Genomic DNA, 25,743 nt, shown 5'->3' with positions numbered 1-25,743 from the left:
CTGGGGCTGGGGCTGGGGCTGGGGCTGGCTGAGTAAGCCACACGTGCCGGCCCGTTCCGGTCCGGCATGGCTTGCTCCGTTGGATCGACTTATCGATAACACCCTGACGCTGGAAGGGGGTTGGGTCGGGAGGAGGGGCGGGCGGCCGGCTTGGGGGGATGGCCGGGTGGGGGCGCTTTCGGGGTGCACCTCGGTTGGCCGGTCGATCGCTCGACCGGGCAGCCGGGCGGGCGGGGCGTCGGTTTTGTGGGGCCCGGCGGAGTTATCCACAGGGCGCCGCGAGCGGAGGGTGGGGCGGGCATCATGGGGGAATGATCATCGCAGCCGCACAACTCCCCTCCGTAGCAGGAGATATCGCCACCAACGCCAGGCGGATGGCCGGGCTCATCGCGGAGGCCGCCGAGCGCGGCGCCGGGCTGGTGGTCTTCGCCGAGCTGGCGTTGACCCACTACGACCTCCGGCTGTTGGTCGCCGACCCGGCGGGGCTGACGGTGCTGCCGGACGACCCCCGGCTGGCGCCGATACGCGACGCATGCCGGGCGACCGGCGTCGCGGCAGTGGTCAACTGCCCCGGGAGCAGCGCCGAGGGCGGCGCGAAGCCCACCATCGCCAGCTTCGTCTACGGGCCGGACGGCACCCTGCTCACCCGCTACGACAAGCGGCATGTGCACGAAACGGAGAGCGCGACGTTCGCATCGGGCAGCGAGCACGGCCGGTTCACGCTCGGCGGGATCCGGTTCGCGCTCGCCACCTGCTTCGACAGTTCGTTCGCCGAGATGCCGGAGCGGGCCGCGGCGGACGGCTGCCGGGTGTACCTGGCCAGCGCCTTCCACAGCGAGGTGGAACGGGTGACGCGGTACGGCGAGTTGGCGCATCGGTACGGGATGCACGTCCTGTTGGCGAACGGCATCGGGGTCGGCAGCCCCGGGCCGGCCATCGGGCTCAGCGGCTGCTGGCTGCCGTCCGGCGAGCGGACGGGGACTGCCGCGGCGGGACCGGCCGGCGACGGTGCGGAGTTGGTGCTGAGCGATGTCCGGGACGCGATCACGTTGATGGCCGACCCGGTGGTGGCCGCGGTGCCGGTCCGGGAGTGCGGTGAACCGCTGGTGGACGTGCGCACCGCGGCGCCCCGGCTGCTGGCGGACGATGTCACCGCCGTGGAGGCGGGTGCGGACGGGGGTGGTGCGTTCAGGTATCTGCGGGAAGGGGTGTTGCGGCGGCTGTTGGCGGCGCAGGAGACGTTGCCGGACGGGCTGCGGTTGCGGTTCGCGGAGGGCTACCGCCCGCCGGCGCTCCAGCGCCACTACTTCACGCGGTACGGGGACGAGCTCCGCGCCGCCCATCCCGACTGGGACGACGCGCGGGTCCACCGAGCGGCCAGCCGCTTCGTGTCCCCGCCGGAGGTCGCTCCGCACAGCGCGGGCGGTGCGGTGGATCTCACCCTGGTCACGGCGGACGGCACCGAGGTCGATATGGGGACACCGCTCGATGCGTCCCCGGAGGAGAGCGGTGGCGCGTGCTACACCTCCGCGCCGGGCCTGACGCCCGCGGTCCGCGCCAACCGCCGGACGCTGGCCGCCGCACTGCGCGGGGCGGGCCTGGTCAACTACCCGACCGAGTGGTGGCACTGGTCCTACGGCGACCGCTACTGGGCGTGGGCGACGGATGCGGAGCATGCGCTGTACGGGCCGCGGGAGCTCGGGGCGGAGCCCGGGTCCGGGGGCGTGTACGCCAAGGGCGGCACGCACCGTGGGGAAGTCGGTACCGGCGGCGGTGGCAGGGGCGGCGCCGGCGGGGATGGCATGAGCGCCGCGTTCCACGTGGGAGTCGAGCGGTGAGGCACGGGGGGCGAGGCCGGCGATTCGAGGCGGCGCGGCGTTCAACCGCCGCACCGCACCGCCTCGTTGGCCCCGCCCGCCCGCAGCCCATCGGAGCGTCCGCAGTGACGGGACGGGGCTCGCCCGGCCCAGCCGACTCGACCAACTCCCCCGCCCCACTCGGCCCGGCCGGCTCCCCCGCCCCGGTCGGCTCGCCCGTGCTGCGCGGCTCGGCGCTACCGCCGCTGCGTCGGGGCCGACTGCTCGGACGGTTCCGGGAATTGGGACAGTTCCTCGGTCGTGGGGTACGACGGTTGGGCGCCGGGCTTGGTGACGGCGGCGGCGCCGACGCGTACCGCGAAGCGGGCCGCCTCGGTGAGGGTGGCGCCCGCGGCGAGTCGGGTGGCCAGGGCGCCGGTGAAGGCGTCGCCGGCGCCCGTGGTGTCCACGGCCTCGACCCGGATGCCCGGGACGGTGGTCGTCCCCGAGGCGTCCAGCACCAGCGCGCCGTCGCCGCCGAGGGTGACCACGACGGAGCGGGCGCCCCGTTCGCGCAGTGCGGCCGCCCACTGGGCGGGGCTGCCGTCGGTGCGGCCGGAAAGCTGTCGGGCCTCGTGCTCGTTGACCACCAACGGGTCGGCGACGGCCAGGAGTTCGGGGGCGAGGCCCTCCGGTGCCGGGGAGGGGTTGAGGACGACGCGGGTGCCGGCCTCCTCGGCGGCCGTGGCGGCCGCCCGGACGGTCTCCAGCGGGATCTCCAGTTGCAGGGAGACCACCGAGGAGGCCGCGATGACGTCCTTGGCGGCGGCCACGTCGTCCGGGGTGAGGGCGGCGTTGGCGCCGGGCGAGACGACGATGCTGTTGTCGCCGTCCGGGCCGACGATGATCATTGCGGTGCCGGTGCGGGCCTCCTCGTCCACGATGACGGGAGCGACGTCGGTGCCCGCCGCGCGCTGAGCGGCCAGCAGCAGTTCGCCGTAAGCGTCCCCGCCGACCCGGGCCAGCAGGGCGGTGCGGCCGCCGATCCGGGCCGCCGCGGCCGCCTGGTTGGCGCCCTTTCCGCCGGCCGATTCCACCAGGTCCGTGCCGAGCACGGTCTCCCCCGCGCCGGGCCGTCGGGTCACCCGCACGGTCAGGTCCGCGTTGGCCGAGCCGACCACCAGGACGTCGTACATGCGCCGTTCCTCTTCTTCTCTGTCCGGCCGGTCCGGTCTTTCTCCGGCCGACCTGTCCCGTTCTCCGCCCGGCTTGTCCAGGCTGCCCGATCCGTCCGGCCGGTTCGGTCCCGCCGGCCCGCCCGGGCGTCGTTCCGTTGCGTCCACACGCCGCCCGTCGTTCCGCCGTCCTGCCCGGCGGCGGCCGGTGGGCAGCGGCGGCGGGCCGTCCGACCCGGTGCCCGACGGGGCCGTCAGTCGCCGAAGGCGGCGGCGTTGGCCGCCGTCACCAGCACCACCGGCACCTTGACCGTCCGCGGCAGCGTCTCACCGCGGGCCGCCTTCAGCGCCCAGTCCACGGCCTGTTTGCCGAGCAGCTTGGGCTGCTGGGCGACGGTGGCGGTCAGGGTGCCGGCGCGGACGGCCCGGACCCCGTCCGGGGTGCCGTCGAACGCCACCACCTTCACGTCCTTGCCGGAGCGGGCCCCCAGCGCCTTGGACGCGCCGAGCGCCATCTCGTCGTTGGCGGCGAACACCCCACCGATGTCGTGGTGCGCCTGGAGCATATTGGACATCACGTCCATGCCCTTGGTCCGGTCGAAGTCCGCGGGCTGTCGGGCGACGACCTGGATGCCGGGGTACCGCTTGATGCCCTCCTCGAAGCCCTGGCCGCGTTCCCGGGCGGCGGAGGTGCCGGGCTGGCCTTCGAGGAAGGCCACCTTGCCCTTGCCGCCGAGCGCCTCGGCCAGGGTCTTCGCGGCGAGCCGGCCGCCGGCGACGTTGTCGGAGGCGATGGTCGAGCCGACCTGTCCGCCGTTGACACCGCGGTCGATGGAGATCACCGGCACCTTGGCCCGGTTGGCGACGCCGACGGCCGGGACGGCGGCGTCGGAGTCCACCGGGTTGATGATGGCCGCCTTCACCTGCTGGCTGGTGAAGGTCTCCATCTGGTTGATCTGCTGCATCGGGTCGTTCTGCGCGTCGGTGATGTTGATGTGCAGTCCGCGGGCGTCCGCCTCGGCCTGCGCGCCCTCCTTGATACCGACGAAGAACGGGTTGTTCATGGTCGACAAGGCGAGTCCGAGGTCGGTGTTGCCGCCGCGGTCGCAGCCGGTCAGGGCGAGGGCGCCGACCGCGAGGGCCGCGCCGAACAGTGCCGTGCGCCGCCTCATCGCGCGCTCCGGCGCCGCAGGGTGTCCAGGAGGACCGCGAGCGCGATCACCAGACCGGTGGCGACCTGCTGCCAGAAGGCCGAAACGCTCAGCAGGTTCAGGCCGTTGCGCAGCACCGCGAGGATCAGCGCGCCGATCAGGGTGCCCGACACCTTTCCGGAGCCGCCGGAGAGGCTGGCCCCGCCGATGACGACGGCGGCGATCGCGTCGAGTTCGTAGCCGCTCGCGGCCTGCGGCTGGGCGGAGGTCAACCGGGCCGCCAGCACGATGCCGGCGACGGCGGCGAACAGCCCGGACAGCGCGTAGATCACCAGCTTGCGGCGCTTGACGTCGATGCCGGAGAGGCGGGCCGCCTCCTCGTTGCCGCCGATGGCGAACATCGCGCGGCCGGTGTACGTGCGCGCCAGGACCAGCGCGGCGATCAGCCCCATGGCGATCATCACGAGGACGGGGACCGGCAGCCAGCCGCCCAGGGTGTCACCGAGCGCGTTGACCGCGCCGGGGAAGGGGATCGGCGAGCCGCCGGAGATGACCAGGGCCAGGCCGCGGCCGACCGACAGCATCGCCAACGTGGCGATGAAGGCGGGCAGTCGGCCGTACGCGACCAGGGCACCGGAGAGGAGGCCGGAGGCCGCGCCGACCGCGAGGCCGAGCAGCACCGCGAGCCAGACCGGCAACCCTTCGTGGGTGGCGGCCCAGGCGACGACCGTGGCGGACAGCGCGGCGACCGAACCGACCGACAGGTCGATGCCGGCCGAGACGATCACGAAGGTGACGCCGAAGGCCAACACCGCGGTGACCGACGCCTGCACGCCGACGTTGAGGAGGTTCTGCCCGTTGAGGAAGTCCCGGGACAGCACCGCCATCACCACGACCAGGGCGATCAGCCCGCCGAGCGGGCCGTTGCGCAGAACGGCCCGGGAGAACCACGGCCCGAAGCCGTCCGGGGCCGGGCCCCCGTCCGCCGCTCCTGGGGCGGTTGCGGTCTTCACCTCAGCGGACATCGGAGCCCTCCATTGCGCTCTCGTTCGTGTGCATCTCGCCGGTGGCGCCGTGCGGGGACTGCAGCGCCAGCTCCATCACGGCGTCCTGGGTGGCCTCGCCGGCGGGCAGTTCACCGGTCAGTCGGCCCTGGGCCATCACCAGCACCCGGTCGCTCATGCCGAGCACCTCGGGCAGATCGCTGGAGATCATCAGCACCCCACAGCCGGCCGCGGTCAGCTCGTTGATGAGCTGGTAGATCTCGACCTTGGCGCCGACATCGATGCCGCGCGTCGGCTCGTCCAGGATCAGCAGCCGGGTCTTGGCCAGCAGCCACTTGCCGATGACGATCTTCTGCTGGTTGCCGCCGGAGAGGGTGCGGGCGGACTGCCCCAGGCCGCTCATCCGGACCTTCAACTGCTCGGCGACGGCGGCCGCTTCGCGCCGCTGGCCGCGCCGGTCGACCAGTCCGCCGCGGGTGTCCCGGTCGAGCCGGGCCAGCGTCAGGTTGTCCTGGAGCGAGGCGTCCAGGACCAGGCCCTGGCCCTTGCGGTCCTCGGGCACCAGGCCCAACCCGGCCCGCATCGCGGCCCGGACGTCCCCGCCGGCCAGCGGCTCGCCGGAGACCTCGACGGTGCCGGCGTCGTAGCGGTCCACGCCGAAGACGGCGCGGGCGACCTCGGTGCGGCCGGCGCCGACCAGTCCGGCCAGCCCGACCACCTCGCCGGCCCGGACCTCGAAGTCGACGCCGTCGAAGACCGGTCGGGTCGGGCCGCCGCCGGTGCCCCTGGCGCCGTTCCGGGTCAGGCCGCGGACGCGCAGCAGGGGCGCGCCCGGCTCGTCGGGGCGGCGCCGGGGGTACTGCTCGGCGATGTCCCGGCCGACCATCAGCCGGATCAGCTCGTCCTCGTCGGTGGCGGCGGGCACCTCGTCGACGGAGCGGCCGTCGCGCAGCACGGTGACCCGGTCACCGAGGGCGCCGATCTCGTCGAGGTGGTGGGTGATGAAGATGATGCCGACGCCGGCGTCGCGCAGTTCGCGGACGATGCCGAAGAGCGTCTCCACCTCCTCGGCAGTGAGCACCGCGGTCGGCTCGTCCATGATCAGGACGCGGGCGTCCAGGCTGAGCGCCTTGGCGATCTCCACCATCTGGAGCCGGGCGATGCCGAGTTCGGCGACCGGGGTGTTCGGGGAGACGTCCAGGCGCACCCGGCGCAGCAGCTCGGCTGCGCGGGCGCGCATGGCCTTCTTGTCGACCAGGCCGAGCGCGGTGCGCGGCTGACGGCCGAGGAAGATGTTTTCGGCCACGGTCAACCCGGGGACGAGGTTGAACTCCTGGTAGATGGTGGCGATGCCGAGCCGTTCGGCGTCCTGCGCGGAGCGGATCTGCACCTCGCGGAGCCCGTCGGACGCGCCGCCGCCGGCCGGTGCCGGGCGGGGGTGCTCCCGACGGTTGCCGAACCCCTCGTCGTCGCGTACGAGGATGCGGCCGCCGTCCGGGCGGTGGGCGCCGGAGAGCATCTTGATCAGGGTGCTCTTGCCCGCGCCGTTCTCGCCGAGCAGCACGTGCACCTCGCCGGCGCGCAGGCTCAGGTCGACGCCGTCCAGCGCGCGGACGCCGGGGAACGCCTTGGTCACCCCCTCAACGCGCAGCAGTTCGCGGCCGTCCGGTACGTCGTCGTTGACGCCGGTCATGCGCTGCCCCTCTCTTCCTGGGTCGGTTACCTCGGCTGGCTGGTTCTCGCCGGGTGGGGTGCCCGGCCGGTCGTCGTGCGGCGGACCCGGTGATGCGGGTCGCGCGGTCCGTACGGTCCGTGCGATGCGGTCGGGCCGGTTGCGGAGCCGGACCCGGTTGCGGTTGCGGTTGCGGTTTCCGCGGGCGGGTGTGTCGGTGGGCGGGTGTGGTCAGTGGGCGGTGGGTTCGCCGCAGGAGTGGCGCGGCACAAGACGGGCGGGCAGCAGCACCGATCCGGTGGGGCGCCCCTCGATGCGCTCCAACAGGGTGCGGACGGCGGCCCGGCCGAGTTCGCGGGTGGGCTGGGCGATGGCGGTCAGCGGCGGGGCGGTGTGCGCGAACCACGGCACGTCGTCGTAGACCACCAGCGCCATGTCGTCGGGGACGCGCAGCCCGCGGGCGCGGAGCTCGTCCATCGCGCCGAGCGCCATGAGGTTGTCGGTGGCCAGCACCGCGTCCGGGGGTTCGGGGAGGTCGAGGAAGCCGCTCATCACCCGGCGGCCGCCGGTGGGTTGGAGGTCGGGCGTGGCGCCGACCCGCTCGTCGGGCAGGGCGATGCCGTGCTCGGCCAGGGCCGCGCGGAAGAGTTCCAGCCGCTCGTCGCCGGTGGGGGTGCCGGCCGGGGCAACGATGATCGCGGGGCGGCGGCGGCCGAGCGCGGCGAGGTGGGCGGCGAGGTCGGTGAGCGCGGCCCGGCCGTCGGCGCGGACGCAGGGGGCGTCGATGCCGGGGACCGCGCGGTCCAGCAGGACGAGGGGGGTGCCGGAGGCGACGACCTCGCGGAGCATCGCCGAGCCGGTGCCGGCGGAGCTGACCAGCAGGCCGTCGATCCGGCGGTCGAGCAACGTGCGGATGTAGTCGTCCTGTTGGGCGGGGCGCTCGCCGGCGTTGCCGATAACGAGGCTGTAGCCGAGGCCGCGGGCGGCGTCCTCGACGGCGTCTGCCAGCTCGGTGAAGAACGGGTTGGTGAGGTCACTGATCACCAGGCCGAGCGTGCCGGTGCGGGCGGTGCGCAGGGCGCGGGCGACGTTGTTGGGGCGGTAGCCCAGTTCCCGCACGGCGGCGAGCACCCGCTCGCGGGTCTCGGCAACGCGACTGTTGCCGTTGAGGACCCGGGAGACGGTGGCGACGGAGACCCCCGCCCGCTCCGCCACCTCCTTGATGTTCGCCATGGCACCGTTGCCGTTCCGTCGTCGTGTAATCGATTACGTGTGCTGTGTGGGGGATACGAAATCGATTACATGGCCGGGGCGTCAAGAGTCCGTGAACGTTGCCTGCGTCACAGGGGCGGGAGGAGTGGGGCGGATGTGGGGACGACTGAGGGCCGCACCCTGGGGGTGCGGCCCTCGCGGTGGCGGTGCCGATGCCGGCCCTTGCCGGGGCCGGTGCGGCCGGCCTGGTTGACTGCCCGGCCGGCTCAACTGCCCCGGCCGGCCTGGCCGCTCAGGCGCCTGAGCGGCCTCAGCCGACGGTCAGCGTGACCTCGATGTTGCCGCGGGTGGCGTTGGAGTACGGGCACACCTGGTGCGCCTTCTCCACGAGATCCTTGGCGGTGGCCGCGTCGACGTTGGGAATCGAGGCGACGATCTCGACCGCGAGGCCGAAGGCGCCCTCCGGGGTCTTACCGATGCCGACCTTGGCGGTCACCCGGGAGCCGGAGACATCGGCGTTCTCCCGGCGGGCGACGACGCTGAGCGCGCCCTGGAAGCAGGCGCTGTAACCGGCCGCGAAGAGCTGCTCCGGGTTGGTGCCGGCGCCGCTACCGCCCTGCTCCTTGGGCGGGTTGACGACGACGTCCAGCTTGCCGTCATCGCTGGCGACGCGGCCGTCGCGGCCGTTCTCGGCGGTGGCGACGGCGGTGTAGACGACGTCGACGGTCTGGATGGACATACCGAATCCTCCTGTGGTTCGCCGCGACTCGCGCCCACTCATCGCGACGGCTTGCCGCCGAGCCTAACCGGCGGAGGCACCACGGCGGGAGGTGAGTCTCACAGTGCGGAGGGCCGCCGGCGCCCGGTCGAGCGGCGGGCGACCGGAGGTGCCGCGGGCGGCCGGTGCCGTGGTTCCTCGCGGAGCCTTGGTCCCTCGCGGCGCCGTGGAGCGGCGCGGCGCCGTTGACGTGGGCCTTGCCCGGGTCCGCCCGGGCGCTCCCGGGCCCGCGGCAACGCCGTTGGCAGGCCACCGCTCAGGGCACCCAGGGTCGCCCGAGGTCGCCCCGGGATCGCCCGGCGGCCCCGGGTCGGTTCCCCCAGCCCGCGGCAACGCAGTCGCCAGACACCCCTCCAACACCACTGCCACCACAAGGCGTTCGGCGGGCCGCTTCTGTTTTCGTCTCCGTATTCGTCTCGGCTCCCGCCTCCGCCTCCGGTTAGTTCATGACGGAGACGCTGGACCGCGGGGCCGTTGGGCCGGGAGCCGCGGGGCCGTTGGACCGCGGGAACCGTTGGACCGCGAGGACGGGCGAGGCGAGGCGGCGCCGTCGAGCGCCGAGGCGCACGGGACGCGCCCCGCGCCGGACGGTGCCCAGACGCCGCGGCACGCCCTCGACGACGCCCCGCCCGTCAGCCCGTGCTCCGCCGCCCTCAGCCCTCCAAACTCACGATCATCTTCCCCGTGTTGGCGCCGCGGAGCATGCCGAGGAACGCCTCGACGCCGTTCTCGATGCCGGAGACCTTGGTCTCGCTGTACTTCAGCTCGCCGGAGCGGATCCAGGCCGAGACCTCCTCGACGAACTGCGGCTGGAGCGCCTGGTGGTCGGCGACCAGCAGGCCCTCCAGGCGGAGGCGCTTGCCGATCACCAGCGGGAGGTTGCGCGGGGCGCAGCTCGGCTCCGTGGCGTTGTACATCGAGATCATGCCGCAAATGGCCGCCCGGCCATGGACGTTGAGCGCGCTGATGGCGGCTTCGAGGTGATCCCCGCCGACGTTGTCGAAGTAGACGTCGATGCCGTCGGGGGCGGCGGCCTTGAGCTGCTCGGTGACGTCGCCGTTCTTGTAGTTGAAGGCGGCGTCGAAGCCGTATTCCTCGGTCAGCAGGCGGACCTTCTCGTCGGAGCCGGCGGAGCCGATCACCCGCGAGGCGCCCTTGAGCCGGGCGATCTGGCCGACCTGGCTGCCCACGGCGCCGGCCGCGCCGGAGACGAAGACGGCGTCGCCCTCCTTGAACTCGGCGACCGCCAGCAGGCCCGCGTACGCGGTCAGGCCCGGCATGCCGAGGACGCCGAGGTAAGCGGTGAGCGGGGCGAGCGAGGCGTCCACCTTGCCGGCGCGGGCGGCGTCGAGGACGGCGTGCTCGCGCCAGCCGAGGCCGTGCAGGACGTGGTCACCGGCGGCGAAGCCCTCGGCACGCGAGGCGAGGACCTCGCCGATCGCGCCACCGTCCATCGGCTGACCCAACTGGAAGGGCGGGGCATAGGACTTGACGTCGTTCATCCGGCCGCGCATGTACGGGTCGACGGAGAAGTGGAGGTTCTTCACCAGGATCTGGCCGTCGGCGAGCTCCGGCAGCGCGACCTCGCGCAGCGCGAAGTCGTCGGGAGTGGGCCAGCCCTGCGGGCGGGCGACGAGGTGCCATTCGCGGCTGGTGGTCGGCAGCGGTGCGGACATGAGCGTGATCCTCCAAATGCTTCAGGTTCTGAAACAATAATGCTGCTGAATATTTCAGGTTGTCAAGCAATTGGGTATCCTGGTGTGTATGACCCCGCGCCCAGACCCGCTGACCGTCGAGGTGGTCGAGCTCATCGGCACCGTCGTCGCCCGTTACCACGAGGAGTACGAGCGCGCCGCGGCCGATCACTCCCTCACCGGGGCCCAGGCCCGGCTGCTGCGCCTGCTGGCGATGGAGCCGATGCCGATGCGCCGGCTCGCCCAGTGCCTGAAGTGCGAGCCGTCGAACGTGACCGGCATCGTGGACCGCCTGGAGGCCCGCGGCCTGGTGGAGCGCCGCCCCGATCCGGCCGACCGCCGGGTCAAGCTGGCCGTGCCGACCGACGAGGGCCGCGCGACGGCCGAACGGCTGCGCACGTCGCTGGACTTCGCCGGCGAACCGCTGGGCCGGCTGACGGCCGCCGAGCGCACCCTGCTCAAGCAGTTGCTCCAGCGGATGCTGGGCCTCGGGGAGGAGGCGGCCGAGGAGATCACCGAGCCGGGAGCGGGCCGGGCGAGGCCGGGCCGATGAGCCGCGGACGCGTTGGGTCGGCACGGCACGGAGGCGCCGGGCCAACGGGGCGCGCAGAGACCCACCCGGCGACCGACCGGTGACGGAATTGGCCCAAGGTCGACGCGACGGAGCGTCCCGGGCAGCCGGTCCGGGGGCGCCTTAACCTGGTCCCCATGACGCACCAGAGCCCCACCCGCCACACCGTCGACTTCTATTTCGACCCCATCTGCCCGTTCGCCTGGATCTCCTCCCGTTGGATCCTGGAGGTGGAGCGCCTCCGGGACCTCGATCTGCGGTTCCGGGTGATGAGCCTGTCCGTGCTCAACGAGGGCCGCGAGGACCTCTCCGAGAAGTACCGCGAGCTGCTGGACACCGGTTGGGGCCCGGTCCGGGTGTGCATCGCGGCTGCCCAGGAGCACGGCGAGGAGGTGCTGCGCGACCTGTACACCGCGCTCGGCACCCGGATCCACAACGAGGGCCGGGAGGACACCGCGGCCGTCATCGAGGAGGCCCTCGCCGAGGTCGGACTGCCGGCCGAACTGGCCCGCGCCGCCGGGCAGGACACCCGCGACGACGCGCTCCGCAAGAGCCACCACGAGGGCATGGACCCGGTCGGCGAGGACGTCGGCACGCCCACGATCCACATCGACGGGGTGGCGTTCTTCGGCCCGGTCCTGATGTCGATCCCCCGGGGCGAGGACGCGGTGCGGGTCTTCGACGGCGCTCGGCTGCTCGCCGGCTACGACCGGTTCTTCGAGCTGAAGCGGACCCGCACCGGCGAATTCGACTTCAGCTAGCGTCAGTTGAGGGCGGCGGGGGCGACCGCCCCCGTATTCTCCCCTGTGCCCGCCGTTGCGTCCGCCGTCGCCCGTATACCGCCCCGCGCGCGCAACGGCCAGGACCGCGGCCATCACGCACGCGGGGCGGGGCGGCGTTCCCGTCAGGCGCCACGAGCGGAGCCCCGCGGCACGGGCATCCGGGAGCGAGGCCCGCACCGTAGGGGCCCCGGGGAGGGAGAGGAAGAGGACCACCACCCAGGCGTCCGGGCCCGAGCACCCCACACACCCCACCTCCCCCAAGCGCCCCAAGCATCAGCCGAGTTCGCCGCGGAGGCGGCGGGCGCGGAGGACGAGTTCCAGTTCGAAGCGGCGGTCGGGGTCGTCGAGTTCGCCGTCCCAGAGTTCGCGGATCTGGCGGAGGCGGTAGCGGACGGTCTGGGGGTGGACGCCGAGGCGGGTGGCGATCTCGGGGGCGCCGCCACGGGTCTCCAGCCAGGCGAGCAGGGTCTCGGCGAGCCGCCGGCCGTGGGTCGGGCCGCAGTGCGCCAGCGGGGCGAGCCGGCGGCGGGTGAGGTCCTCGATGAGTTCGCCGGGCGGCAGCAGGACCAGTGCCTCGGTGTGCTCGGTGCACTGGAGGAGCTCGCCGGCGGGCAGCAGTCCGCGCTCCATCAGATCGACCGCGGAGGCCGCCCAGCGCAGCGACTTCGCCGCGTCCAGCGGGGGCACGGCGGGCCCGATGGCGCCCGACCAGCCGGCCGCCGCGCGGGCCAACAGCTCCCGGCGGCCCGGCGCCTCCGGGTCCGGCACCACCAGCCGGGGCCGTTCGCACTCCATGTCCAGCAGGATCCCGTCGGCCACCGCGGGCGCCACGGCCTCCCGGTCCGGGCGTAACAGGACCGCCACCGCGACCCGTTCGGGCAGCGGCCAGCCGAGCAGCCGGGCCCGCTCGGTGAGCAGGGGGTGGTCCGGTTCCGCGAACAGCTGGTCCATCAGGCGGCGTTGCATGCGGAGCCGTTCGCCGGCCTGGCGGGCGGCGGCCTCCGCATAGCCGCGGACGGACTCGGCGACCAGCCCGTCGAGGTACTCGAAGCCGGACTCGGCCAGTTCGTACATCGCGGGGGCGGGAATGGCGACCTCCTGGCCGATCTCGGCCAGCCGCCGCCAGGCCAGCCGCACCCCCAACCGGTAGATCGCCTGGAGGACGTCCAGGCTGCGGCCCTGGATGCCCTCGCCGCGGCCGAACTCCTGGAAGACCCGTGGGTGGACGAGCGGCCGTTCCATCCCGTTGGTGAGGTGGGCCACGAACTGCTCCAGGGACTGCCGGATGCCCACCAGAGCCCGCGGTTCGCCCGACTCGTCGAGGATCAGCGGGAGTTGGGGGTACTCGCGGCGGATCTCCCGGAAGATCTCGTGCGCCAGGGAGGGGACCTCCGCCAGGGCCAGGGTGGCGAACCGGTGCACCTGTTGGGGCGGGACCTCCCGCCACGCCGAGCGGACCGCGATCACCACGACGGGGCCCCCTTAGGCGCCGGGCCGGCCGAAGGTCACCAACGGCACGTTCGGCTGCGCGGGCGTGGCCTCCAGGGTGGCGACGATGGCCAGCGCGGCGGCCACGGCCAGGGCGGCGGCGGCCACCGCGGTCAGCGCGGCGGCGAGGGTGCGGTGCATGGCGCGGCGGTCCCTTCGTCGGCAGCCGGTACCGGGAGCGCGGCACGCGCCGGCACCGGAGAGCGGCACAGGAGGAGCGGCGGGAGCACGTCGCTGCGCGGGCGGTCGCGGGGCGGACGCCCGCGGCCCTGCGCCCCACAGAGGCGGTGACGGCTCGGGTGACCGGCGGCGGTGCCGCGTTCCCACCGCGCGGCGCCGCTTCGGTCACGGTGCCTGCCGAGTGTGGAAGGGCATTGACGCGCTGTCAAGGGTTCGCTTACGTTCCCGGCCCATGACGCCGCGCCGCGGCGCCGCACGTGCACCAGGGCGTGTTCCCTCACCGCTTCCAGGAGTGCTCGTATGCGTCAGCTTCCCCCTTCCGGCCAGCAGCCCGGGCACGAGGGTCACCCCGGAACCGCCGGTCGTCCAGGCCCCGTTGGCCCTGCGGGTCCCGCGGCGGCCGCGGACACCGTCCCCGTTGACCCCATCGCCTCCGTTGACCCCACCGCCCCCGTCAGGCCCGTCCGCCGCCCCGCCTCCCCGCTGTCCCTGGCGCTGTTCGGGGTCGGCGTGTTCCTGCTGGTGCTGGCCCCGTTGCTGGTCTGGTACGTGGCGCCGCGGGCCGCGGCCACCCCCGTCGACGTCGACGTCACCACGGTCTTCACCGGCACCGGCAGCTACTTCGACACCGGCTCGCTGACCACCCGGGACCGGCAGCGGATCACCATCACCCGGCACGTGGTGGGCGACGTCGCGGCGAGCGAGCAGAGTGGGCGCGCGGTCTGGGACGTGTCCACTACGGTCGACACCCCGCGGACGCTCCCCTTGGCGGACCCGCGCAAGGCGCTCCAGTGGACCACCGGCCGCTGGGTCACCGACCGGCGCAGCAACGCCCCCGTGCACTGCTGCGGCGAGGCCCCCACCCAGTACGACGGGGACGCCTACCTCAAGTTCCCCTTCTCCGTGGCGAGGCGGACCTACCGCTGGTGGGACGACACCCTCGGCGCGGCCGTCCCGCTCCGCTTCGCCGGCACCACGCGCCTGGCGGGCATCACCGGCTACCGCTTCACCGGGACCGCGCCGGCCACCCGGACCGGCACCCGGCAGGTCCCCGGCCGGCTCGTCGGCCGCCCCGGGCAGGGGCAGATCCAGGCCGAGGAGTGGTACGCGAACACCGGTATCAGCCTGGTCGTCGAGGAGCGCACCGGCCGGATCGTCGACGCGTCGATCTCGCCGGTCAAGACGCTGCGGGCGCCCGGTGGCCGGCGGGACGCGGTGGTGCTGCTGCGCGGCCGGAACCTCGCGTTCACCCCCGCCACCCGGCGGGCGCAGAGCGCTCTGGCACGGGCCGACAGCGGGAAGTTGGCGCTGGTCGGCCGGACGCTGCCGGCCGCGTCCGTGGCGGCCGGTGCCCTACTGGCGCTGGCCGGCGGGGTGTTGCTGGCCCGGGGTGGGCGGCGGGGTGGCCGATTCTCATCGGTGTGACGAAACAACGACCCGGTCCGGAGCGGATTTTGTCACCTCGGTGAGTAGCCGGGGGCGCTTCGGGGCGCGAACACTGGCCCTCCAACCGGACACCCGCCCCCACGCGCACCACAGTTCCACCCCCCCAACCGGAACACGCCCCCTGCCGCACGCCCCACCAACCGCTCACCCCTGTCACACCCCGCGCACCCCCTGCACCACCCGCACCCCTCACTGCCACGCAAACACAGCACGCCCCGCACGCCCCGCACGACTCAGCACGCAGTACGTCCCCCACCGCAGGTACCGCACCCTGAGACGAGTTGGATCCCACATGCCTCAGCATGTACCCCCGTCCCCACCGCTGCCCGCGTCCCCAGCGGCCGCACCCGCTCCCCTAGAACCACCCGCACCTCTCGCGCCACCGGCGCCCCGTACGCCGTCCACGGTCACCGCTCCGGCCGCGTACCCGTTCCCTGCCGCGCCCCCGTCCCCGGTCGCGGACGAGCCCCCGCGCCCCCGCCGGATCGTGTTCCTGGCCCGCCGCGACCTCGCCAACCCGGCCGCCGGCGGCTCCGAGTTGCTGGTGGACCGGATCGCCGCCGGACTCACCGCCCACGGGCACGAGGTCACCCTGCTGTGCGGCGGCCCCACCTCCCCGGCAGGCCCGCCCCCCGTCGAGATCCCAACTTTCCCCGGAGGCACGGGCGTTCGCGAGACCGCCCCCGCCTACCGCGTCCTGACCGCCGGCGGCGACGCCGGCCACTTCCTGCGCGTGCCCCGCCAGGTGACGCGCCGTGCCGGCGGCTGCGACCTGCTGGTCGAGGTCTGCAACGGCATGCCGTACCTCGCGCCCCTCTGGCACCGCGGCCCCACCCTGTGCCTGGTCAACCACGTCCACACCGACCTGTGGCGGATGCGCTATCCGGCGCCGGCGGCCCGGCTCGGCCGCCGGCTGGAGCACTGGGCGCTGGCCGGCACCCACCGCGGCAACCTGATGGTCGCGGTCTCCGACTCGACCGCCGCCGCGCTGGCGGACCTCGGCGTCGCGCCGGAGAGGATCCGGCTCGTCCACAACGGGGTCGAGGAGCCGGGCCCGCTGCTCCCCGAGGCCCCCGAGCCGCTGTTCCTGGCCATGGGGCGGCTCGTCGAGTACAAGCGGGTCGACCTGCTGCTGCGGCTGTGGGAGCGGGTCCGCCCGGTCACCGGCGGCCGGCTGGTGATCGTCGGCGACGGCCCGGAACACAACCGGCTGGCCGCGCTGGCCGGTCCCGACGTCGTCTTCACCGGCCGGATCTCCGAGCAGCGCAAGCACCAACTCCTGTGCTCCTCCTGGCTACTGCTGCACCCCTCCCTGGTGGAGGGGTGGGGCCTGGTGGTGATGGAGGCCGCCGCGCGGGGCACCCCCACCGTCGGCTTCGACATCCCCGGCCTGCGGGACTCCGTCGAGGACGGCACCACCGGGCTGCTGGCCCGCGGCGAGAGCGCCTTCGCCGCCCACTGGTGCACGCTGGCACTGAGCGCCCGCCGGCGGCACGCCCTGGGCGCCGCGGCCGCCGACCGCGCCGCCCGCTTCAGATGGAGCCGGACCGTCCGGAGCTTCCGGGCGGTCGCCACGGAGGCATACCTCCGGCCGCTCGCCGGGCGGTGACCGGCCCGTGCGCGACCCCTCGCTGGGCAGGTCCCTCGCCCTCTTCCGCGCCTTCCTGAACGAGCCCACCGACCCCGACCACTGTTACCGGCTGCTCGCCCGGGACGCCGCCAACCAGGTCGAACGCTACGCCCCGTTGAGCGGCGCGGTGGTCGTCGACGTCGGCGGCGGCAGCGGCCACTTCACCGAGGAGTTCCGCCGCCGCGGCGCCCGCGGCTACCTCTTCGAACCCGACACCGCGGAACTGGCCGCCCGCGGCCGGATCACCGACGGGGCGGTGCTCGCCGACGGCTATCTGCTGCCGCTCGCCGACGGCACCGCCGACGTCTGCTTCTCCTCCAACGTCCTGGAGCACGTGGCCGATCCGCAGACCTTCCTCAGCGAACTGGTGCGGGTCACCCGCCCCGGCGGCCTGATCTATGTGGCGTTCACCAACTGGCTCTCCCCCTGGGGCGGCCACGAGACCGCGCCCTGGCACTACCTCGGCGCCGAACGGGCCCGCCGCCGCTACCAGCGCCGCACCGGCCGCCCCGCCAAGCACACCCTGGGCCAGAACCTCTTCGCCGTGCACATCGGCCGCACCCTGCGCCAGGTCCGCGCCCGGGACGACGTCACGCTCGTCACCGCCCGCTCCCGCTACGCGCCGTTCCTCGCCGAGGCCATCCCCCGCCTCCCCGGCGTCCGCGAGATCGCCACCTGGAACCTCCTCCTCATCCTCCGGCGGTTGCCATGACCCAGACGCTGCAGAAGTCCCCGTCCCCCGGAGCGCCCGACGCCGGCGGCACCCCGGTCACCGCCCCCGCCCCGCCACCCGACGAACCCCGGCGCAGGCGCTGGCTGTTCGCCTTCTGGGCGGCCGTCCTGGTCGCGTTCCTGGCCCCGTCCCCGGGGAAGATGACGTTCGAGACGAAGCTGGGGGTGGCCGTCGACCCCTGGCGCTTCCTCACCGACCTCGGGCAGTTGTGGCACGACCGGGCCGGCTTCGGCGGCCTCGCCGACCAGTACATCGGCTACGCCTTCCCCGCCCTCCCGTATTACGGCACCGCCCACGCGGTGCACCTGCCGGTCTGGCTCGCCGAGCGGCTGTGGATGTCGCTGATCGTCACCACCGCCTTCTGGGGCGCGCTGCGGCTCGCCGAGCGGCTGCGTATCGGCGGCCCGCGCAGCAGGCTGCTGGCGGCCGCCTGCTACGCCCTGTGGCCCGCCTTCACCATCGTCGTCGGCTCCACCTCCGCCGCCGCACTGCCCGGCGCACTGCTGCCCTGGGTCCTGCTGCCGCTCACCGACGGGCGGCCCACCGCCCGTACCGCGGCGACCCGTTCGGCACTGCTGATCCCCCTCATGGGCGGCGTCAACGCGGCCTCCACCCTCGCGTCCCTGTTACCGGTGCTGCTGTACGCGCTGTCCCGTACGGGAGCGCGCCGCCGCACCCTGCTCGCCTGGTGGCTGCCCGGCGTCGTCCTGGCCACCGCCTGGTGGACGGTGCCGCTGCTCCTCCTGGGCCTGCACGGCGAGAACTTCATGCCGTACATCGAGCAGGCCGACACCACCACCGCCACCATGTCCGCTACCGAATTGCTGCGCGGCGCCGGCAACTGGGTCGGCTACCTCAACTTCGGCAAACCCTGGCTGCCGGCCGGCCAGACCATGACCGGCAACGCCTTCGCGGTGTGCGGCTCCGCCCTCGCCACCGCCCTGGGCCTGGCCGGCCTGGCCCGCCGCAACCTGCCCGAACGGCGCTGGCTGCTGCTGACCGTGCTGACCGTCGCGCTCATCGGGCTGGCCGGCTACGGCGGCGCCCTCGGCGGCCCGCTGCACGCCATCTGGCAGGAGTGGCTGAACGGCTGGCTGCGCCCGTTCCGCAACATCTACAAGTTCACCCCGGGCCTCGGCCTGGCGCTCGCCCTGGGCCTGGCCCACCTGCTCGGCACCCTCCGGTGGACGGGAACCGGGCGGCGCGCCGCCCGCCTGACCGCCGGCCGCCTGCCCACCACAGCGGCCGCGCTGCTCGTCCTCCCGGCGCTGGCCCTGCCCTACCTGGGCGGCACCGTCCTCCAACCGGGCGCGTTCCGCCAACTCCCCACCTACTGGCAGCAGACCGCCTCCTGGCTCAAGGACCACACCCACGGCAGCCGCTCCCTGGTGGTCCCCGCCACCGCGCACGGCCTGTTCACCTGGGGCTCACCCATCGACGACCCCATGGACGTGCTCGCCCAATCCCCGTGGGCGCAGCGCGACTTCGTGCCCTTCGGGACGCCCGGATCCCGCCGCGCCCTGGACGCCGTCGAACAGGCCCTGCTCACCGGCGCCGAGGTCCCCGGCCTGCGCGACTACCTGCACCGGGCCGGCATCCACGACGTTGTCGTCCGCAACGACCTCGACCCCGACCAGATCGGCTACGTCCCCCCGCAGACCGTCGAGCACACCCTGGAGGCGTCCGGCTACCGCAAGGCCGCCGCCTTCGGCCCGCTCACCACCGCCGGCCGGATCCCCGCCGAGACGCCCGTCCAGATCCAGGGCCTCTACCCGCGCCAGCGCTCCGTGGAGATCTACCGACCACAAGGGGTCGCCGAACCCGGCCCCGTCACCGCCCCCGCCACCGCGGACACCGCCCAACTCAGCGGCGGCCCGGAGGCCCTGCTCCAACTCTCCGTCGACCCCGCACTGCGCGACCGCCCCACCGTCCTCACCGGCGACCCCCACCCCGGCGTCGACGCCCCGCCGCTGCAACTCACCGCCGACGGCCTGCGCCGCGCCGACACCCGCTTCGGCCTGGTGGGCAGCAACACCTCCTACACCTACACCGCCGACGAGACCAACCTGCCCGGCAGCCTCCAGGACCCCGGCCGCCCGCCCCGTCAGATCCTGCCGATCCCCGGCATCCAGCACCAGACCACCGCCGTGCTCCGCGGCGCCGCCGCCGTCACCGCCTCCTCCAGTGGCAACTGGCTCTTCCACCTGCCGCAGTACGACCCCGTCAACGCCTTCGACGGCAACCCCGACACCGCCTGGGCCGAGGGCAGCGCCGGCAACCCCGTCGGCCAGTGGATCCGGATCACCTTCAACGCGCCGACCAACATCCCCGCCACGCTCTCCGTCACGCCCCTGCGCGGCGACGGACTGCGCGCCGCCCCCACCTCCGTCCGCGTCCAGACCGACCGCGGCCGCGCCGACAGCCAACTCCGCCCCGACGGCTCCCGCCAGCAGATCAAGGCCCCGCCCGGCAAGGCGGCCTGGCTCCAACTCACCATCCTGGGCACCCAGACCCCGCGCGCCGGACTCTCCGGCGCCGGCTTCACTGAGATCTCCGTCCCCGGTGTCCAGGTGTCCCGACTCCTTCAACTCCCCACCGACGCCCGGCATTCCGACGCCCCGTCGCAGATCGTCTCCCTCCATCGGGGCAGCGACCCCGGCGGCCTCTCGCCCGTCTCCGCCGAGGTCGGCCTGCACCGCCAGTTCGACACCGGCCGCACCGCCCCGTACACCGTCTCCGGCACCGCCCTCGCCGTCCCCGGCCCCGCCCTCGACCGGCTGCTGGACCGGGTCGCCCCCGACCAGAAGGACCGCATCACCGCCACCGCCGACTCCACCAGCTTCGGCTTCGGCCAGTCCCTCAGCCCGCGCAACCTCGTCGACGGCGACCTGACCACCGCCTGGATCGCCGGCGCCAAACCCACCATCCACCTGCGCTGGCCCGGCAAGAAGAAGATCGACCGGATGGTGCTGGCCGCCGCCGGCGGCATCTCCACCCGCCCCGAGCAGATCCAGCTCAACTCCCCCTACGGGGCGGCCACCGCGGCCGTCGACGAAAACGGGCTGGCCCGCTTCGACCCGATCACCACCGACCGCCTCGACATCACCATCAGCAAGGTCAAGGAACTCTCCCTCAGCAACCCGGTCGCCGGCCAGGCGCTCCAGCTCCCCGTCGGCCTCAGCGAGATCTACCTCCCCGCCCTCGACGCCTACCGCACCCCGCCCCCGGCCCCCGACCGGCGCTTCGCCCTCCCCTGTGGCCAGGGCCCCCCGCTCGCCGTCGACGGCATCCTCTACGCGACGAAGGCCAGCGGCTCCGTCCGCGACCTCACCGAGCGCCGCCCCGTCACCGTCCGACCCTGCGGCCCCGCCGTCACCAACGGCCAGATCCTCATGCGCGCCGGCCAACACCGCGTCGAGACCGGCGACCAGGGGCCGTTGACGATCACGGACGTGACGCTGAGCACGGGGACCGGGACCGGGGTCGCCAACGGGGCCGACGCCGGCGCACGGCCTGCCGCTGCGGCGGGCGGGACGACCGCCTCCACGGACGGTACGGCCGCCTCCGCCGCGCGCCCGCCCGCCCCGGCCCGCTCCGTCGCCGTCAAACAGTGGTCCGGCGACCACCGCACCGTCGCCGTCGGCGCCGGCCGCGCCGCCTACCTCCAACTCCACGAGAACGCCAACGACGGCTGGCGCGCCACCCTCAACGGCAAACAGCTCACCCCGCTCCGGGTGGACGGCTGGCAACAGGCGTTCCTCGTCCCGGCCGGCGCCGCCGGCACCGTCGAACTCAGCTACGCGCCGGCCACCTTGTACCACCTCGGCCTCATCGGCGGCATCCTGGGCATCGCCCTGCTCATCGCCTCCGCCCTGATCCGCCGCACCCCGCGCACCCCGCCAACGGCACCGCAGCAACCCCCCGCCCCCTCCTGGGTCCTGGGCACGCTCGCCCTGACCGTGGTGGTGGCCCTGGCCGCCGGCCCGTACGCACTCATCGTCCCGCTCCTGGCCCTGGTGGCCCGCCTCCGGCCGCGGGCGCTGGCACCGCTGGCCGGCACCGCGATGCTCGCGGCCGGCATCACCGCGGCCCTCGGCGCGGGCCACCCGCTCGCCGACAGCTCCGGCGCCTTCAGCGCCCCCGCCCAGGCCCTCGCTCTCCTGGCCCTCACGGCGGCGGTCGTCACCTGGCCGACCCGCGCCGGGAACGGTGCCGGGGCGGGCAACGGCCCGGGCGTCCCAGGGATGGGGAGTGGACCGGGCGGCGGTTCGAACAAGGGGGGCAACCAGGGGAGTTCGGGGAAGGAAGACGGCCCCGGCACCCCCTCGGTCACTCCGGATACCCCGGCCCCCTCAGCCACTCCAACCGCTTCGACCACTCCGAATGCTCCGGCCGCTCCGGCCGAGGGTGGCGCGCCCGACGGCGGGGCCGCGCCGCCGGCCCGTACACCGCACCGGGACACGGGAGCCGACCCCACGGCCCCCCTCCGCCCGCCGCTCCCCGACCCGGAGGACACCCCACAATGACCGCCCTCCAACCGGCCCGGCACGACCCACCGGACGGGCGGGACACCCTCGCGCGGGAAGGTCGGGCCCCCACCACCGGGACCGGCCCCGCCCCCCGCGTCCGCTTCCCCCTCGTCGACGAGATCTCCCGCCACTGCCTGGAGGACGACGAACCGGAGACCGTCCACGTAGAGGTCCACCTCCCCGGCCGACTCGACCACGCCCGGCTGCGCACCGCGTTCCACCGGGCGCTCGCCCGCCACCCCCGCGTCCTGATGCGCCAGGTACCGGCCCGTTGGTGGCACCGCCACTACTGGTGGCAGCTCACCCCCACCCCCGACACGGACCCGGTCGTCTTCCCGCCCCCGGGCCCCGACGCCCTCGCCCGCGCCCGGTCCCGGGCGCTCACCGACTGCCCTCCCCTGGACTCCGCACCACCACTGCGCCTAGAGGTCATCGAACCCACACACCCCACCACGACCGACCCCCAACCAGCCCCTCCCCAGGGCACGGTGCTCCTGCTCACCGCCCACCACACCGCACTCGACGGCCCCGCCGCCCTCCGCATCCTCGCCACCACCGCCGAACTCTATGGACACACTCACCCCGCCCCACCCACCACTCCCCATTCCCACCACACCCCCGCCCCTCCATTCCCCTCGCCCGCCCCAACCCCCTCATCCGCCCCGCCCACATCGCCCCCTCCCACTCAGCCCCCCTCCAACACCCCACCAACGAACCCGCAAAGAAGCCTCACCGACGCCACCCTCCCCTCCCCGGCAACGGCATACTCCTCACCCACCTCCCCCTGCCCACCCGCCCCCACACCCCACCGGCACCCAAGCCCCCTACACCATCAACGACCAACTCCTCGTCGCCACCTACCTGATGACCACCCACTGGAACGCCCGGCACGACCGCCCCACCGCCCCCGTCGTCATCACCATGCCCATCGACGACCGGCCGCGGGGCCCCCAGATGCCCATCGGCAACGGCACCCGCCTGGCCCCGGTCCACTTCCCCGCCCCACCCAGAACCGGCGACGCCCCCACCCCGTCCGACCTCCTCCACCACACGGCCGCCCGCACCCGCGCCCTGAAATCCACCCGAGACCACAACTCGGCCTGGCCGGAACCCTGTTGACCGCCCTCCCGCTCCCCATCGGCGCGCGCCGCGCCCTCACCGAGCCCTGCGCGCCCTCGCCGCCCCTGGGCGCCCACCGCCCTTCTCTCCAACATCGGCCGCATCCCCTATCCCCTGGACTTCGGCGCCGAGGGCGGCCGGGCGACCGCGGTGTGGTTCTCCGCCCCGGCCCGGATGCCCCGCGGGTTGAGCATCACCGCCGCGGCCACCAGCGACGGCGACCGCATCCACCTCGCCCTCCGCTGGTCCCGCGCCCTCGTCGACGACGCGGCCGCCGCCCGCCTACTGGACCTCTTCCGCTCCTCCCTCGCCGCCACCGCCCGGCCCCCACAACCAGAAGCCAACCGGCCTTCACCGGACCCCACTTGGCCCCCTGAACCGGAAGCCAACCGACCACCACCGGAATCCACTCGACCCCCGGCCCCGGAATCCGCCCGACCAACACCGCCACCACCGCCACCACCGCGAACCTCCTGGCCACCACCGATACCAGCCCGGCCGCAACCGGAGTCCCCACCCAACCGGTCACCCGCGGAAGGCGCCGGCCCACCGGCCGAAGGAGCCACCCCATGACCGCCCTGCAGAACTTCTACGAGAACCCCGCGGTACCGGTCGCCTCCGGCCCCGCCCGCAGCCGACGCCAGGCCCGACTCCTGGCGCGCGCCCTCGGCCCGGTACGCGCCGGGGCGCCGCCCGCCACCGTCCTGGACATCGGCTGCGGCGACGGCACCGCCGCCGCCACCGCCGCGGACGCCCTCGGGGACCACCGCATCATCGGCGTCGACTGGTCCCAGGACGCCCTCCGCCGCGCCGCCACCCGCCTCCGCCACGTCGTACGCGGCGAACTCACCGACGGTGGGCTGCCGTTCGCCACCGGCTCCGCCGACGCCGTCCTCTTCAGCGAGGTCATCGAGCACCTGGTCGACCCGGACGCCGCCCTGGACGAACTCCGCCGCGTCCTCCGCCCCGGCGGCCACCTCCTGCTCTCCACCCCGAACCTCGCCGCCTGGTACAACCGCGGCCTCCTGCTCGCGGGCGTCCAACCCGTCTTCTCCGAGGTCAGCCTGCGCGCCATCCACGGCCGCCCAGGCACCCAGGTCGTCGGCCACCTGCGCCTCTACACCGCCCGCGCCCTCCGCGCCTTCCTCACCGCATCCGGCTTCGACGTCATCCGCATCGCCGGCGCCCCGTACCACGACGTCCCCCGCCCCCTCCGCCCCCTCGACCGCGCCGCCTGCCACGCCCCCTCCCTCGCCTCCATCCTCCTGGCCCACGCCCGCCCCACCGCCCCCATCCCCACCCCTTCATCACTAATCGCGCCCCATAACAATCCGTGGGAACAAAACCACCCTCCGTAATCGTTGCCGAAACAGCAAGGAAGGAGGCCCCCGCAAGGCCCACCCGGCCCCGCCCCAACGCCCCCAACCACCAAGCCAGTCCACCAAGTCCAGCCCCCTCAACCACACCAAGCCAAGCCGAAGCAGATCGAGAACAGGAGCGGTCAAAGGAACACAGGAACAGCCACCGGAACCGGAAGAAGGAGGGAGAAGAAGGAGGGAGGAGGGAGTAACGCCCAAACAGGACAGCCAAACAACCCAAGAAGCAGCAGGAACAAGCAACCCAGGAAGCTGCGGGAACAAGCCGCAGGAACAGGTAATCCAGCTGCAGAAACAGGTAACCCAGGAAACGGGAAGGAGGCAGGCCCATGCTCTGGTGGGGCGTGGCATCCGCGCTACTCGCCAACGTCCTCTACAGCACCGGCTTCGTGCTGGAGAAACGCGCCCTCGCCACACTCCCCCCGCTCAGCACCCGCCGCCCCGCCCTGCTCATACGCCACCTCCTCAACAGCCCCCTGTGGCTCGCCGGCTCACTCACCCTGGCCGCGGGCTTCGCCGCCCAACTCGCCGTCTACCGCGCCCTCCCCATAGCCGCCGCCCAAGGCATCTTCATCTCGGGCCTGGTCCTGCTGCTCCTCATGTCCTCGGTGGTACTGGGCGAACGAACCAGCGGCCGCGAGCGGCAGAGCATGGCGGCGATCCTGGTCGCCCTCGGCCTGGTCGTCGCCTCCCTCCGGAACGAGGACGCCCAGGCCATCGCCCGCACCGCGCCCCCCGCAACCCTGCTCGCGATAGCCGTGCCGTCCCTGACCGCGGGGCTCCTCCTGCACCGCTCGGCGGAACTCCGCGCCCGACGCCGCCACCGCCTACCAACCGCCGGCGTCTCCTACGGCGTGGCCATCGGCCTCCTCTACGGCGTCAGTTCCCTGGCCATCAAGGGCGTCTCCGGCCTGCTCACCTTCCACAACATTCCCGCCGCCGCCCTTGCCCTCCTCCGCTCCCCCTACCCCTACCTCCTCCTCGTCACCGGAGTCACCGGCCTGGTCCTGTCGCAGACCGCCCTCCAGCGCTGCCGGGCCTCGGTGATCGTCCCGTCTGCACCACGGTGACCTGCGTCTTCACCATCGCCTGCGGCACCCTCGCCTTCGGCGAACCCTTACCCGGCGCCCCCCTCCGCCTCGCCCTACGCCTCGGCGGCACGGCCCTGGCCCTAACGATCCTCCTGGTCCTCCCCCGCCACGAGGACCCCTCACGCCCCCACCACCCCACCCCCGCCCCGCCCAGCCGAGCCGCCGCCCCACTGGCGCCCCCTCAACTCCCTTCTCCGGCTCAACTCCCTTCTCCGGCCGCCCCACACGCCCTCGCGCCAGCGCCCCCGCCCGCCCCCAATCCGCTGCCCCCGCGCGCCACCGCGCTGCGGCCGCCGCCGCACGTCCCCGCGCTACC

The 25,743-nt window shown here is 74.0% G+C and carries 17 protein-coding genes and 1 pseudogene; 10 read left to right on the top strand and 8 right to left on the bottom strand.

Features of this window, described 5'->3' with window-relative positions; genetic code table 11:
• The first annotated feature begins 311 nt into the window (after positions 1–311).
• On the top strand, positions 312–1,838 hold the full coding sequence (locus PV796_RS26305; RefSeq protein ID WP_274915859.1) for a nitrilase-related carbon-nitrogen hydrolase: 1,527 nt from the start codon (positions 312–314) through the stop codon (positions 1,836–1,838).
• Positions 1,839–2,053: 215 nt separating this feature from the next.
• Here PV796_RS26305 and rbsK read toward each other — a convergent pair whose 3' ends face one another.
• The 6 genes and pseudogenes from rbsK to PV796_RS26275 all read right to left on the bottom strand — a co-directional run bounded on the left by rbsK (position 2,054) and on the right by PV796_RS26275 (position 10,464).
• Entirely contained in the window at positions 2,054–2,992 is a 939-nt protein-coding gene (rbsK, locus tag PV796_RS26300) for a ribokinase (RefSeq protein WP_274915858.1), read from the bottom strand.
• Positions 2,993–3,225: 233 nt separating this feature from the next.
• A pseudogene (locus PV796_RS26295) lies at positions 3,226–5,147 on the bottom strand (ABC transporter permease/substrate-binding protein).
• A complete protein-coding gene (locus PV796_RS26290; protein ID WP_274915857.1) occupies positions 5,137–6,819 on the bottom strand; it encodes a sugar ABC transporter ATP-binding protein in 1,683 nt (560 codons plus the stop codon). Before PV796_RS26290 ends, PV796_RS26295 begins: the two are co-directional and overlap by 11 nt.
• Positions 6,820–7,029: 210 nt before the next feature.
• Positions 7,030–8,031 (bottom strand): LacI family DNA-binding transcriptional regulator, encoded by a 1,002-nt coding sequence (locus PV796_RS26285; protein ID WP_274915856.1) that lies wholly within the window; start codon positions 8,029–8,031, stop codon positions 7,030–7,032.
• 289 nt (positions 8,032–8,320) lie between these two features.
• Positions 8,321–8,749 (bottom strand): organic hydroperoxide resistance protein, encoded by a 429-nt coding sequence (locus PV796_RS26280; RefSeq protein ID WP_274915855.1) that lies wholly within the window; start codon positions 8,747–8,749, stop codon positions 8,321–8,323.
• A gap of 692 nt (positions 8,750–9,441) precedes the next feature.
• Complete coding sequence (locus PV796_RS26275) at positions 9,442–10,464, bottom strand: NADP-dependent oxidoreductase (protein WP_274915854.1); 1,023 nt, start codon at positions 10,462–10,464, stop codon at positions 9,442–9,444.
• Between the two features lie 88 nt (positions 10,465–10,552).
• Between PV796_RS26275 and PV796_RS26270 the strand changes: the two genes are divergently transcribed.
• A complete protein-coding gene (locus PV796_RS26270; protein WP_274915853.1) occupies positions 10,553–11,035 on the top strand; it encodes a MarR family winged helix-turn-helix transcriptional regulator in 483 nt (160 codons plus the stop codon).
• Positions 11,036–11,190: 155 nt separating this feature from the next.
• Entirely contained in the window at positions 11,191–11,814 is a 624-nt protein-coding gene (locus PV796_RS26265; RefSeq protein WP_274915852.1) for a mycothiol-dependent nitroreductase Rv2466c family protein, read from the top strand.
• A gap of 294 nt (positions 11,815–12,108) precedes the next feature.
• Here the strand turns inward: PV796_RS26265 and PV796_RS26260 are convergent, their stop codons facing one another.
• Entirely contained in the window at positions 12,109–13,305 is a 1,197-nt protein-coding gene (locus PV796_RS26260) for a PucR family transcriptional regulator (RefSeq protein ID WP_274915851.1), read from the bottom strand.
• Between the two features lie 12 nt (positions 13,306–13,317).
• Positions 13,318–13,464: a hypothetical protein gene (locus tag PV796_RS26255; protein WP_274915850.1), complete on the bottom strand. Its 147-nt coding sequence runs from the start codon at positions 13,462–13,464 to the stop codon at positions 13,318–13,320.
• A gap of 339 nt (positions 13,465–13,803) precedes the next feature.
• Between PV796_RS26255 and PV796_RS26250 the strand changes: the two genes are divergently transcribed.
• From PV796_RS26250 to PV796_RS26220, 7 genes are all read left to right on the top strand, one after another.
• Positions 13,804–14,928, top strand: a complete 1,125-nt coding sequence (locus tag PV796_RS26250; protein WP_274915849.1) for a DUF3068 domain-containing protein — start codon at positions 13,804–13,806, stop codon at positions 14,926–14,928.
• Between the two features lie 313 nt (positions 14,929–15,241).
• Entirely contained in the window at positions 15,242–16,558 is a 1,317-nt protein-coding gene (locus tag PV796_RS26245) for a glycosyltransferase family 4 protein (protein ID WP_274915848.1), read from the top strand.
• 7 nt (positions 16,559–16,565) lie between these two features.
• Positions 16,566–17,291, top strand: coding sequence for a class I SAM-dependent methyltransferase (locus PV796_RS26240; RefSeq protein ID WP_274915847.1), 726 nt, complete (start codon positions 16,566–16,568; stop codon positions 17,289–17,291).
• Positions 17,288–21,838, top strand: coding sequence for an alpha-(1->3)-arabinofuranosyltransferase domain-containing protein (locus PV796_RS26235; RefSeq protein ID WP_274915846.1), 4,551 nt, complete (start codon positions 17,288–17,290; stop codon positions 21,836–21,838). The genes PV796_RS26240 and PV796_RS26235 overlap by 4 nt, the downstream gene beginning before the upstream one ends.
• A gap of 867 nt (positions 21,839–22,705) precedes the next feature.
• Entirely contained in the window at positions 22,706–22,960 is a 255-nt protein-coding gene (locus tag PV796_RS26230; RefSeq protein ID WP_274915845.1) for a hypothetical protein, read from the top strand.
• Positions 22,961–23,529: 569 nt separating this feature from the next.
• On the top strand, positions 23,530–24,318 hold the full coding sequence (locus tag PV796_RS26225; RefSeq protein ID WP_274915844.1) for a class I SAM-dependent methyltransferase: 789 nt from the start codon (positions 23,530–23,532) through the stop codon (positions 24,316–24,318).
• A gap of 347 nt (positions 24,319–24,665) precedes the next feature.
• Positions 24,666–25,406, top strand: coding sequence for a DMT family transporter (locus PV796_RS26220; protein WP_446750631.1), 741 nt, complete (start codon positions 24,666–24,668; stop codon positions 25,404–25,406).
• Positions 25,407–25,743: the final 337 nt, after the last annotated feature.

It is taken from the genome of Streptomyces sp. WZ-12, from assembly GCF_028898845.1.
Taxonomy (GTDB): domain Bacteria; phylum Actinomycetota; class Actinomycetes; order Streptomycetales; family Streptomycetaceae; genus Streptomyces.
The sequence above is the reverse complement of the archived record's forward strand: the minus strand, read 5'-3'. Positions and strand labels throughout refer to the sequence as shown.